The 12545-nt window shown below is 60.1% G+C and carries 11 protein-coding genes; 7 read left to right on the plus strand and 4 right to left on the minus strand.

Annotated elements, in window-relative coordinates; all coding sequences use genetic code 11:
• The first annotated feature begins 130 nt into the window (after positions 1 to 130).
• From NAT21_RS01180 to NAT21_RS01205, 6 genes are all read left to right on the plus strand, one after another.
• Positions 131 to 1843, plus strand: a complete 1713-nt coding sequence (locus tag NAT21_RS01180) for a thiamine pyrophosphate-dependent enzyme (RefSeq protein ID WP_250935035.1) — start codon at positions 131 to 133, stop codon at positions 1841 to 1843.
• 6 nt (positions 1844 to 1849) lie between these two features.
• Positions 1850 to 1990: a DUF2256 domain-containing protein gene (locus NAT21_RS01185; RefSeq protein WP_250935037.1), complete on the plus strand. Its 141-nt coding sequence runs from the start codon at positions 1850 to 1852 to the stop codon at positions 1988 to 1990.
• A 95-nt stretch (positions 1991 to 2085) separates the two neighbouring features.
• Positions 2086 to 3564: an aldehyde dehydrogenase family protein gene (locus NAT21_RS01190; protein ID WP_250935039.1), complete on the plus strand. Its 1479-nt coding sequence runs from the start codon at positions 2086 to 2088 to the stop codon at positions 3562 to 3564.
• A gap of 179 nt (positions 3565 to 3743) precedes the next feature.
• Positions 3744 to 3956, plus strand: a complete 213-nt coding sequence (locus NAT21_RS01195; RefSeq protein ID WP_250935040.1) for a CsbD family protein — start codon at positions 3744 to 3746, stop codon at positions 3954 to 3956.
• A 146-nt stretch (positions 3957 to 4102) separates the two neighbouring features.
• On the plus strand, positions 4103 to 6034 hold the full coding sequence (locus NAT21_RS01200) for a DUF294 nucleotidyltransferase-like domain-containing protein (protein ID WP_250935041.1): 1932 nt from the start codon (positions 4103 to 4105) through the stop codon (positions 6032 to 6034).
• Positions 6031 to 6753, plus strand: coding sequence for a 3'-5' exonuclease (locus NAT21_RS01205; RefSeq protein ID WP_265896087.1), 723 nt, complete (start codon positions 6031 to 6033; stop codon positions 6751 to 6753). The genes NAT21_RS01200 and NAT21_RS01205 overlap by 4 nt, the downstream gene beginning before the upstream one ends.
• A 65-nt stretch (positions 6754 to 6818) precedes the next feature.
• On the opposite strand, the gene NAT21_RS01210 is transcribed toward NAT21_RS01205, so the two are convergent.
• Positions 6819 to 8468 (minus strand): BCCT family transporter, encoded by a 1650-nt coding sequence (locus NAT21_RS01210; RefSeq protein WP_250935042.1) that lies wholly within the window; start codon positions 8466 to 8468, stop codon positions 6819 to 6821.
• A gap of 30 nt (positions 8469 to 8498) precedes the next feature.
• Here NAT21_RS01210 and NAT21_RS01215 point away from each other — a divergent pair, with 30 nt between their 5' ends.
• Positions 8499 to 8738 carry a hypothetical protein gene (locus NAT21_RS01215; RefSeq protein ID WP_250935043.1) on the plus strand — a complete coding sequence of 80 codons (240 nt, stop codon included), beginning with the start codon at positions 8499 to 8501 and terminating at the stop codon, positions 8736 to 8738.
• 71 nt (positions 8739 to 8809) lie between these two features.
• Here the strand turns inward: NAT21_RS01215 and NAT21_RS01220 are convergent, their stop codons facing one another.
• The 3 genes from NAT21_RS01220 to serA all read right to left on the minus strand — a co-directional run bounded on the left by NAT21_RS01220 (position 8810) and on the right by serA (position 12478).
• Entirely contained in the window at positions 8810 to 9601 is a 792-nt protein-coding gene (locus tag NAT21_RS01220; RefSeq protein ID WP_250935044.1) for an SDR family NAD(P)-dependent oxidoreductase, read from the minus strand.
• Between the two features lie 60 nt (positions 9602 to 9661).
• The gene (locus tag NAT21_RS01225; protein WP_250935045.1) at positions 9662 to 10882 is read right to left on the minus strand and encodes an MFS transporter; all 1221 of its coding nucleotides are present in this window, start codon (positions 10880 to 10882) and stop codon (positions 9662 to 9664) included.
• A 348-nt stretch (positions 10883 to 11230) separates the two neighbouring features.
• Complete coding sequence (serA, locus tag NAT21_RS01230; RefSeq protein WP_250935046.1) at positions 11231 to 12478, minus strand: phosphoglycerate dehydrogenase; 1248 nt, start codon at positions 12476 to 12478, stop codon at positions 11231 to 11233.
• Between the last annotated feature and the right edge of the window lie 67 nt (positions 12479 to 12545).

Below are 12545 nucleotides of genomic sequence, written 5' to 3' on the forward strand. Positions count from 1 at the left end.
GCGGGTTGTATCGGCAGCAGTATATCGCTATCGCCAGTGCTTTATCTTGGGCTTCCGTGTCAGGCCAACTATCTTTATTCGCAGTCCTTGATCCCAGCAAGGAAGCCTCGAACGCGAAAGGAGTCGTACCATGAGCCGGAATGTGGCTGAAATCATCGTTGATACCCTGTTGGATGCCGGAGCACAGCGCTGTTATGGCGTTGTCGGCGATACCATCAACCATCTGACCGATGCGATGCGCCGGTCCGAGCTGGACTGGGTTCACGTGCGTCATGAAGAAGTGGGCGGGTTTGCAGCCGGTGGCGAGGCCATGATAACCGGTGAGCTGGCCCTGTGTGCCGGCACCTGCGGTCCGGGGAGCCTGCATTTTGTCAACGGCCTGTTTGATGCCCATCGCAGTAACGCCCCGGTCGTCTTTATTGCCTCCCAGGTGCCCACCAGTGAGTCCGGCGTTGGCTTCCCGCAGGATGTTGATCAAAAGCCGATCTACGAGCAGTACAGCGTGTTCTGTGAAACCCTGACCAATCCGAACCAGGCACGCCGGATGGCGGCGATTGCTGCCCAGTCGGCGATCAACAAGCGTGGTGTGGCCGTGCTTATCGTCCCCGGGGATCTGTTTACGCAAACGCCGGACAATGACCTGCCGTATCGCGCCCATCGGTTTGATCCCATCATCCGGCCCAGTGCCGAAGAGTTCGTGCCGGCGCTCGAAGCCATTCAGGCCGGCAAACGAATCACGATCTATGCGGGGTTTGGCTGTGAAAATGCCCGCAGTGAAGTGCTGGCGCTGGCGGCGCGGCTCAATGCGCCGGTGGCGTGGACCTCGCGCGCCAAGGATTTCATCGAGTACGACAACCCCTTCGAGGTCGGCATGACCGGGGTATTCGGGCTGGAGGGCGGCTATCACGCGGTCGCCGATTGTGACGTGCTGCTGCTGCTGGGCTGCAACTTTGCCTGGACGCAGTTTTATCCCGAGAAGGCCACCATCATTCAGGTGGACATTCACGCCGAGCAGATCGGCAAGCGGCACCCTGTTCATGTCGGCCTGCTGGGCAGCGTGCGGGATACCTGCGCGGCACTGGCCACCATGGTCGAGCCGCGGACGAATACCAAATGGCTGGATGGATGCCGCAGGACCTATGAGAAATCCAGAGCCCATGCGACGCATACCTCACGCGATGATGAGCTGATCCACCCGCAGGAGCTGGCGCTGGCGATCAACCGTCATGCCAGCGATGATGCCGTATTCACTGCCGATGGTGGCAGCCCGATGGTGTGGCTGCTGCGTCATATCGACGTCAATGGCAGGCGCCGTACGCTCTCGAGTCTGGTGCACGGCACCATGGCCAATGCCTACCCTCAGGCCCTTGGCGTTCAGGCGGCCTATCCGGGGAGGCAGGTCATTGCAATGTGCGGTGATGGCGGCATGAGCATGCTTATGGGGGATCTACTGACCCTCAAGCAGTTGAAGCTGCCGGTCAAGCTGGTGGTGTTCAACAACAGTGCGCTGGGCTTTGTCGAGATTGAACAGAAGGTTGAAGGTCTGCTGGACGCCTTTACGGATCTGGAAAACCCGGACTTCGGCGAAGTCGCCCGCGCGGTAGGGCTCTGGGGCAGGAAGGTCGAGCACAAGCATGATCTGGATGGCGCCATGCGCGAACTGCTGGACCATGATGGCCCGGGTATCCTGGATGTGAAGGTCAACCGGATGGAACTTGTGATGCCTCCGAAGGTGGAGCCGGGGCAGGTTGCTTCCACGGCCCTCTATTCCACCAAGGCCATCCTCAATGGACGAATGGACGATGTGCTGGATCTGGTCAATTCGAATTTCCTGAAGCGGTGAATCGGCATGGCTCATCAAAAGCCGCATTTGCCGACCAAAACCTGTCCGGTCTGTGGCCGGCCGTTCAGCTGGCGGAAGAAATGGGCCAGAGACTGGCCACAGGTGCGGTACTGCTCGGAGCGGTGTCGGCGGAATACTGTGGTATAAAAGCTATGTCGAATAACTAATCAGGATGGCTAATAGGCGTCATGGGGTATCAGGCATACCATGATGTCTGTACCTCGAATGCCCAGGAGTGCTTCATGAGTGATGTGACCTTTCTATGCGTGCAGGAGCCGGCGCAGTTCATCGCCGGCCAATGGCAGACCGGTGAGGGCGGTGATCCGCTGGTTGATGTCAATCCGTTCGACCAGAGTGAGGTGGCGCGCCTGGCGCCACTGTCACGTGAGCAGCTGGATCATGCGATCGAAAGTACTGCTCGGGGTCGTGATGTGATGCGCAGCATGACCCCGAGCGAGCGGTCCCGCCTGCTGCGGGACGCCGCTGACTGGCTGGAAGCACGTCAGGAAGCCTTTCTGACGCTATCGGCCATGGAGGCAGGCAGTTCGCGGCTGAAGGCTACGTTCGAGCTGGGGGCTGCCATTTCCGAGCTGCGTGAGGCGGCCAGCTTCCCGGGCCGGATGCACGGTACGCTGGTGCCGTCCAGCGTTCCCGGCAAGCAGAGCCGAGTGGTGCGTGAGCCGATGGGCGCGCTGGCGGTGATCAGCCCCTTCAACTTCCCGCTGAACCTTTCCATGCGCTCCGTGGCGGCGATGCTCGCCACCGGCAACAGTGTGCTGCTCAAGCCCGATCAGCGCACCTATCTAACCGGTGGGTTGCTGCTGGCGGAAATGTTCCAGGCGGTGGGCCTGCCGGCAGATGCCCTGAACGTGGTGGTCGGTGATGCGAAGATGATCGGGGCGGCCATGACATCTCATCCGGTGTTTGCCGGCGTCTCCTTTACCGGTTCCACCGGGGTGGGGCAGTACATCGGAATCGAGTGTGCTCGCCATTTCAAGAAGTCGTCGCTGGAGCTTGCCGGCAATAATCCAATGCTGGTGTTGAGTGATGCCGATGTCGAGGCGGCTGCGGATGCGGCGGTCTTTGGCTCGCTGCTGCACCAGGGACAGATCTGCATGTCGACCAACCGGGTGCTGGTCAGCAGGTCCCTGTATGAGGATGTTGTCACGGCACTGGAGCAGCGTGTTCGCAGCGTCAAGGCCGGCAATCCGCTGGAAGATGGCGTTATCCTGGGCCCGTTGATTGATCGGCGTCAGGCTGACGCCGCGAAGCAGCGCATTGACAGCAGTGTCTCGCAGGGAGCCCGGCTGATTTGTGGGGGTGAGCAGGACGGCAACCTCATCACGCCAGCCTTGCTGGTCGATGTGAAGCCCGAGATGCCGGCCGCGAAGGAGGAGATGTTCGGCCCCTGTGTCACGGTGCTGCCGTTCGAGGATGATGACGCGGTACTGGCCGCGGCCAATGTGGAAGGCGGTGCGCTGTCGGCCAGCGTGTTCACGCGGCGTGAGCGCGGGCCCATTGAGCAGATGCTGCAGGCCGGGATGATCCATTTCAACGATCAGGGCGTCAATGATGAACCTCAGACCCTGTTTACCGGGCTTGGGGCCTCGGGCATGGGGCAGCACAATGGCCACTGGGGACTGAATGCCTGGACGCGGGAGCGCTGGATCAGTGACCAGGGTGATGCCTATCGTCAGTTTCCGTTTCCGACACAAGGCTGACGGAGCCTGATATCGTGCTGCCGGACAGGGATGTCATGTCAGCCCTTGGCATAGTGGCATTATTGCACACGCCTTCTACACTCTAATGACTGCGAACGAATCGCAGTTGGTGCTCCGAGGGGCATGCCCTTCATGGCATGGTCGGGGTGCTGACAGGTGCTACACAATGGAGGTGGATAATGAAGGATTCCAAGACCGACAAGGCTGAAGGCATGGTCGACAAGGCAGCCGGCAAGGTGAAGGAAGCCGTTGGCAAGGTAACCGACGACAAGGACACCGAAGCCGAAGGCAAGGCGCAGAACACCAAGGGCCACGCCAAGGAAACCAAGGGTGACGTAAAAGACACCATCGACAGCGCGCTCAAGTCCGACTCCGAGCAAAACAAGCGATAAGCTTGAGCGCAGCAGCATCCTGCAGGGGCTCTTTTTGAGCCCCTGTTTACGTTTGGGCCCCGTGATATTGTCCGGTGCGGTATTTGCTTGACGTGCGATATACCCCCTTTGACAATTCAGAACCGTTCCCTTGTGCAGGCGACTCCATGACCATCGAACAGCTGGATATCCGTGACCACATGGCGCAGTTTGCGCCCTTCGATAACCTTCCCGATGAGTGGCTGGACCGGCTTGCCGCGGAAGTGGAGATTCAGTATTTTCCGGCGGGCGCTCAATTGCTGACGCTGGGAAATGATATTACCGAGCTGTTCTATGTTCGCAGCGGCGCGGTCGAAATCAAGCGTCGCAGTGGGCAGCTGTTTGACCGGTTGAGCGAAGGGGCCATCTTCGGGTACAGCGACCTGCTGCGCCACCGGCCTTCCCGTTACCAGGCGGATGCCCTGGAAGATACCCTGATCTACTTCCTGCCGGCGGCCATCATCGAAGCGCTCAACGATGATGACGAGGGCTTTGCGGAATTTCTCGTGTCCGGCGGCCAGCGACTGAAGGCCAGTGCCGAACACCACTCCCACGAAAGCAACATGCTGACGACGCGGGTTCGCCGGTTGATCGTGCGCCGGCCATTGATGGTGGCACAGAACACTCCCCTGCAACGCGCTGCACAGCTGATGCGTGAGCAAAGCACTTCCTCGCTGCTGGTGATTGAAAGTACCGAGGAAGTGGATGCCACGACCTTTGTCGGCGACGATCAGCACCAGTGGCATCTGGTGGGCATGCTGACCGACCGTGACTGCTGTACCCGCGTGGTGGCCGACGGGATTGACCCGCAAACGCCGGTAAGCGAGGTCATGTCAAAAAACCTGGTACGCATTCAGGCCGACGAGTCGGTGTACGAGGCCATGCTGACGATGCTGCGCAACAATATTCAGCACCTGCCGGTGCTGTATCGTCGCCGCCCGATGGGGGTGTTGCAGCTTTCGGATATCGTACGTCACGAAACCCACAGCAGCCTTTATCTGGTCAGTAATATCTTCCACCAGACCAGTGTGGAAGGGCTGGGGCGGCTGAGCGCCGAGGTCCGCAAGGCCTTTGTTCGTCTGGTGGATGATGGTGCCAACTCGGGCATGATCGGCCGGGCACTGGCGACCATCGGACGCAGCGTGATTCGTCGTCTGCTGGAGCTGGCCGAGGAATCCTATGGCCCGCCACCGGTGCCCTATGCCTTCATGGTACTGGGGTCTATGGCTCGGGATGAGCCGACCATTACGGCGGATCAGGACCATGCTCTGGTCATTGATGATGCCTTTGTTCCCGAGGAACATGATGTCTACTTCGAGAAGCTGGCTGTCTTTGTTCGAGAGGGCATGGCGGCCTGCGGCTACGCCCGGTGCAAGGGCGATATCATGGCCAGCAATTCGCGCTGGCGTCAGCCGTTTTCGGTCTGGCGCGAGTACTTCACGTCATGGATCGATGAACCCAGCCCGGAACGTCTGCTGCACAGCTCGATTTTCTTTGACCTGACCTGCGTCTTTGGTGAGGACCGGCTGGTAGAGCCGCTGCAGGAATTGATTGCCGATCTGGCGCCGAAGCGTCCCCTGTTTCTGGCTGCCATGGCGCGCAATGCCCTGGGGCGAACGCCGCCGCTGGGCTTCTTCCGCACCTTCGTGGTCGAAAAGGACGGCGAGCATCGCAATTCGATCAATATCAAGCGGCGGGGCACTGCGCCGCTGGCGGACCTGATTCGTGTCCATGCGCTGGCCTGTGGTTCCAAGGCGCAAAACAGCTTTCTGCGGCTTGATGACATTGCCAATACCACATTGCTGGCAGAGGGGGTCAATGATCGGCTGCGCTACAGTTTCGAGCTGCTGTCGATGGTTCGTATTCGCCACCAGGCGCTGGATCTGCAGCAGGAGCGAGAACCTGACAACAACGTCGAGCCGGACAGTATTCCGAGCCGTGATCGTCACCACCTGAAGGATGCCTTCGAAATCATCAGTCACGCCCAGAAGTTCATGGCTTTCCGCTACCCGATGCCTTCCCGCAGTGGCAAGGACAATGGTTCACGGAGGCGCTCGTGAGGTGGAGTACCTGGAAGTCTCGCAAGCGACCGGACTGGCCGGAATACATGTCCGAGCGGGCGCGCCGGGTCAAGCACCCGCTGTTGCGCGATTTCTTCTCGGCTGCCCCGCTGGACCCGGAAACCCCGGTGGGTGAGGTGCCCATGGTGGCACTGGACCTTGAAACCACAGGGCTGGATGCCACACGCCACGATATTGTCAGCATCGGGCTGGTGCCGTTTCGGCTGGAGCGTATCCCCATGCGGGAAAGCCGTTACTGGGTCGTGTCTCCACGTCGCAAACTCAGCAACAAGTCCGTCACCTTCCACCACATTACCCACAGTGAAGTGGCACAGGCCCCGGATTTAAGCGACGTGCTTGACGACGTGATGGGGATGCTCAAGGGGCGTCTGGTGGTGGTTCACTACCGTCATATCGAGCGCCCCTTTCTGGATCTCGCCCTGCGTGAGCGTCTGGGCGAGGGCGCCGTGTTTCCGGTGATCGATACCATGGGGCTCGAGGCGCGTCTGCATCGGCGTCGTCGCTGGGTGTGGCTGCGCCGGATGGCAGGGCGTCCACCGGCGTCCATCCGATTGTTTGAAAGCCGGCAACGCTACAATCTGCCGATTTACCAGGGCCACCATGCACTGGGGGATGCGCTGGCAACAGCGGAGCTGTTACAGGCTCAGGTCGCCTTTCATCACAGCCCGGATACGCCCATTCGACGGCTCTGGAGCTGATGATCGTCAGCAGTCCATGAAAAAAGGCGACCCGAGGGTCGCCTTTTTTATATCGCGCTTCGCAGTCAACCCGGCTTTGGTTCGCTCCGCAGCCCCTGGATGATGGCCACACAGGCCAGCAGCAGGATGATGGTAAACGGTAGCCCGGTCGAGACCACCGCGGCCTGCATCGCGCCAAGTCCACCCCCAAGCAGCAGGGTAATGGCCACGGCCCCTTCGATCAGGGCCCAGAAAACACGCTGGGATGTCGGCGCATCCAGCTTGCCGCCGGCAGTGATCGAGTCGATGACCAGTGAGCCGGAATCCGACGAGGTCACGAAGAATACGATGACCAGCACGATACCGATAAAGGACGTAATACTGGTCAGCGGCAGGTGCTCCAGCATGACAAACAGCTTGAGTTCGAGCGTCGCGTCGGCCACGGCCTTCATGCCGCCGGCGACCTGATCGATGGCGGTGCCACCGAAGACCGTCATCCACAAAACGGTGATCAGCGTAGGCACGATCAGAACCGCCATCAAAAACTCACGCACGGTACGGCCGCGGCTGACGCGGGCGATAAACGTACCCACGAACGGGGACCAGCTGATCCACCAGGCCCAGTAGAAGGCCGTCCAGTCCTGCACGAAGGCCGTATCATCACGCCCGAACGGATTGGCCAGTCCGGGAAGTTCCTTTCCATACGCCACCAGGTTGCTGAAAAAGCCACCAAGCAGTGACATGGTCGGGCCGGTAAACAGTACAAACAGCAGCAGCAATACCGCCAGCACCATGTTGAGTTCGGACAGTCGCTTGACGCCCTTGTCGACTCCGGCGGCAACAGATACCAGCGCCACGCCTGTGATGGCGCAGATCAGCAGCACCTTGGACACTTCGGTATTCGGCATGCCGAACAGGAAGTTGAGTCCTGCAGCGGCCTGTTCTGCCCCCAGACCCAGGGAGGTCGCCAGCCCGAACAGTGTCGAGAACACGGCCAGAATATCTACCAGGTGGCCCGGCCAGCCCCATACGCGCTCACCCAGTACAGGGTAGAGAATGGAGCGCATGGTCAGTGGCAGACCCTTGTTGAAGGAAAACAGCGCCAGCGCCAGCGCGACCACGGCATAGATGGCCCACGGGTGAAGGCCCCAGTGGAAAATGGTGGCCGCCATGCCAAGGTCGGTGGCCTGGCCGGGATCGGCCGCCTGGATGGCAAGCGGCGCCGAGGCGCCTCCGGCCATCGAGTCCGAGTAATGCGTCATCGGCTCCGAGACGCCATAGAACATCAAGCCGATGCCCATGCCGGCAGCAAACAGCATGGCAAACCAGCCCAGGTAGCTGTGGTCCGGCTTGGCATCCGAGCCGCCCAGACGCACCTTGCCCAGGGGGGTAAAAATGATTCCCACGCACAAAAGCACGAAAATATTGCTGGCGATCATGAAAAGCCAGGAAAGGTGGGCGGTGAGCCAGTTGCGCACCGTATTGAAGATCGGGCCCGCCTGGTCCTGAAGGGCCAGGGTCAGAATAACGAAGACGGTGACCAGCAGGGCAGAGATACCGAAGACCTTGCCGTGCATATCCACATCAAACAGGAATTTGGTCTGGATGTTGTCCTGACCGATCTTGTAGTCGGTGTCGATGAGGTTTACGTCACCGCTGGGCGCTGGCACACCTTCTGCCGGCGCTTCAGGCTCTTCCTGCCGGGCGTCGTCGTTGTCGGAGTGTTTATCAGCCAAGAATTTTCTCCATTATTATCTGGTCGCGTCGTGGATTCCCGTGTCAGACCGATACAAATCGCAGTCGGCAGAAAGCCAGCCACGCTGGTCAGGCTGGCCATGGCAGGTAAACAAGCATGGAGCGTTGAGAGCCTTTCTGCCGCCGGGTATCGGCTGATTCAGGTTAAAATCAGTGACATGATAGCAGTCAGGGGGCATTGCTTCATTACGGCGGGCGATTTTTTAAAATCTGAGGTGATGCCGTGGAGATGGTTCAATAATAAAAAATAATGTATAGGCGGGAAGGAACGCACGATGGCGGAGAGAAGGAACGGCCCGCTTGCCGGGCCGTCTGCCTGCGATTATGCCATGGTATCGACGATGCCACCTTCTACCCGGAGGGCTGCGCCAGTCGTGGCACTTGCCTGGGGGGACGCGGCATAAACCGCCATGTTGGCGACCTCTTCCGGTGTGGCCAGCCGCCCGATGATGGACGAGGGACGATTGTCAGCCACAAAGTCGGCTTCCACCTCTTCCAGGGACTTACCCTGCTCTTTTGCCATGGCCTCGAGCATGGCAACGACGCCTTCCGATCTGGTGGGGCCGGGCAGGATGGCATTGACCGTCACACCGGTACCCGCCAGAACCTTGGCAAGTCCCCGTGAGATGGACTGTACCGCTGACTTGGTCATGCCGTAATGCACCATTTCCGCCGGAATGTTGAGGGCAGATTCGCTGGACAGAAACTGGATACGGCCCTGGTTGCGGGATTTCATGCCCTGTGCGTAGTGGCGCGAGAGCCGCACGGCGCTCATGACATTGACGTCAAAGAATTGCTGCCAGGTTTCGTCATCGGTCTCGAAGAAGTCCTGGGGCCCGAAAATACCCACATTATTGATCAGAATATCGGCATCCGGACGTGCCGTGATCAAGGCGTCACAGCCTGCCCGAGTACCCAGATCGGACGCGATGCCCGAGACGGTGCCACCCGCGTCCCGCTGCAGGGCTTCCACGGCACTATCGACCCGGTCCTGCGTACGGCCGGTGATCGTCACCTCGGCGCCGGCCGTCAACAGCCCCTTCGCAATGGCGTAGCCTATGCCGGCGGTGGAGCCTGTAATGATGGCGCGCTGGCCGGTTAAATCAATCTTCATGCCATGTCCTCCTTGCGGTCGGTGACCTGATATCTGGCCTTTTCAGCTATGGATCTTTGGTCAGTGGGGGCCCGTATCAAGGGGGGCCTGGTCCGATCGCGTACGTTGCTGCCACGCTGTCCGCGCCACAACCAGTATCAATATGACGCATACCGGTAGCACACCCATGTTCAGCCACTGCCAGCCGAGTTCGGCACTCAGTGGCCCGGCCAGCAGGGACGCCAGCGTACTGCCCCCGAAGACCAGGCAGTCATTGAGTGCCTGAACGCGCGGAGCTTCCTCGGGCCGGTAAGTGGTGGTCAACCAGGCACTGGCCGTCACGAAGGTAAAGTTCCAGCCCAGCCCCAGCAGGATAAGGCCGGTATAAAACGCCCAGCTCGCCGGTGCCCACCATGCGCACAGCAGCGCCAGTGCCAGCAGCAGGCTGCCGAGCAGAATCATGGTGGTATGGCCGCACTGCTGAATCAGGCGCCCGGTGATGAAGGACGGCGCAAACATGGCCAGAACGTGCCAGCGAATGACATTCGCCACGTGCTCGATGTTCATGCTGGCATGTGTCATCGCCAGCGGTGTGGCGGTCATGATCAGTGTCATCAGTGAATACCCCAGAAGCCCTGCCACAATGGCCGAGGCAAGCACCGGCTGGCCCAGCAGCACTCGCCAGCTACGGCCCTGACGCAGACTCCCGGGCTTGACCGGGTTGATGAGTGGCACTCGGGCTATGATCAGCAGGGCCACCAGATACAGGCCGGCCAGCCCGGCCAGACTGCCCAGAAAGGGTGTCTCCGACAGGCCCTGGGTATGCACTGCAAGCCAGGGACCGAAAAAGGCGGCAAGCACACCACCGGCCATGACCATCGAGAGCGCCCGATCACGCTGGGGCAGCGGCGCTGCGTCAACGGCGGCAAACCGGTAGAGCATGCCTGTTCCTATACTGGTACCAATCAGAAAGGTACCGGCGTTAAAGCCAACGAAGTGATGTGCGGTTACAGACAGCGCACACAGCCCGATGCCCGCCATGCCTGTAAGGTTGCCAATCACAAAGGTTCGCCGCCGTCCGAACCGCGCTGTCAGCCAGCCGGCCGGCAGAGCCGCTGCCGTCAGCCCCAGCATCTGGATCGCCACCGGCAGGGTGGCCAGGCCGTCACTGGGAGCAATCTGCTGGCCGATCAGGGGGGTAATGGTGATCAATACTATATTGCCGCTGACCAGCAGTGCCTGACACAGCGTCAGCCACCAGACGGTATACGGAAGCGCCCTGGGTGAGGGGGTGTGGGTCATGAGGCCTCCAATGAGTCTGAACGCGCGTGATAAAGCGAGGGTGAGAGGCCCGGGTGGCGTTGAACCGGGCGGCGAAGCGGCTTGGCCGGCAGTATGCGGCCACCTGTGCCATCGAGTGATAATCGCTCAGTATCTGCTGGCGCGCGCTCCAGTCTCGATAGCGTCACGAGATGCCCCTGTGACGTCCCCATGCCCTCCTCGAACAGCCTGCTGGCGTAGTGCCAGTGTGTGGCGCCGGGCTGCTGGCTACAATGACCTGTTTCCCACCGATTCGGCCCTTTTCATGCTGACCCGCATGAAAAAGGCCCGCCGTTGACGGCGGGCCTTTCAAGACATCCAGCCGGTTGATCAGATCATGTCGGCTTCGGAATAGAGCACGCGGGTACGCAGGGTACCATTGACTTCGCGCAGCGCTTCCAGAGCCTGCTGGCTGTAGGCCTTGTCGACATCAATGACGACATAGCCCACATCGGCGTTGGTCTGCAGGTACTGACCGGAGATGTTGATGTCGTTTTCCGACAGTACCCGGTTGATGCAGGTCAGCACGCCAGGGATATTCTGGTGAATGTGCAGCAGGCGATGCTTGTGCGGGTGAGACGGCAGGGCCACTTCCGGGAAATTGACGGAGGTGATGGTGGTGCCGTTATCGGAGTAGGTGATCAGTTTTTCGGCCACTTCGATACCGATGTTTTCCTGCGCTTCCATGGTGGAGCCGCCGATGTGTGGCGTCAGGATAACGTTATCGAACTCGCGCAGCGGCGAGACAAATTCCTCGGTATTGCTTTTCGGCTCGACCGGGAATACATCGATGGCTGCGCCAATCAGCCGGCCGGAGCGGAGGGCATCGGCCAGATCCTCGATCACGACGACCGTGCCGCGGGAGGCATTGATAAGCACGCTGTTGGGCTTCATCTTCGCCAGCTGCTGCTTGCCGATCATCCACTTGGTGGACTGGATTTCCGGTACGTGAAGCGACACGATGTCGGCAGTTTCAAGCAGCTCGTCAAGGCTGGCTACCTGCGTGGCGTTGCCCATGCCCAGCTTGGTTACGGCGTCATAGTAGATCACCCGCAGGCCCAGGGATTCGGCAATGACGGACAACTGGGCGCCAATGCTGCCGTAGCCGACGATACCCAGTGTCTTGCCGCGCACTTCGTGCGAGTGATTGGCTGACTTGTCCCAGCCGCCGCGATGGGCCTTGGCATTCTTTTCCGGAATGCGGCGCATCAGCATGATGGACTGGGCGATGACCAGTTCGGCCACGGAGCGGGTATTGGAGTAGGGTGCGTTAAAGACCGGGATACCGCGCTTCAGGGCTGCCGGCAGATCCACCTGATTGGTTCCGATGCAGAAGCAGCCAATGGCCGTCAGTTTTTCCGCTGCGTTGATCACCCGCTCGTTGAGCTGAGTACGAGAGCGAAGACCGATAAAATGCACATCGCGGATTTTCTCGATCAGCTCCTCTTCGGACAGGGACGTCGCCAGATGCTCGATGTTGGTGTAACCGGCATTGAGGAAGTTGTCCACAGCGGACTGGTGGATGCCCTCAAGCAGCAGGATTTTGATCTTGCTCTTGTCCAGGGACGTTTTAGCCATTATCGCTTCTACCTTTGATATCGGTGGGCCCGACGATTGTCTGACAGGGAAATGGAGAAACGCTGCC

Origin of the sequence: Larsenimonas rhizosphaerae, from assembly GCF_023700005.1 — a bacterium.
GTDB lineage: Bacteria > Pseudomonadota > Gammaproteobacteria > Pseudomonadales > Halomonadaceae > Larsenimonas > Larsenimonas rhizosphaerae.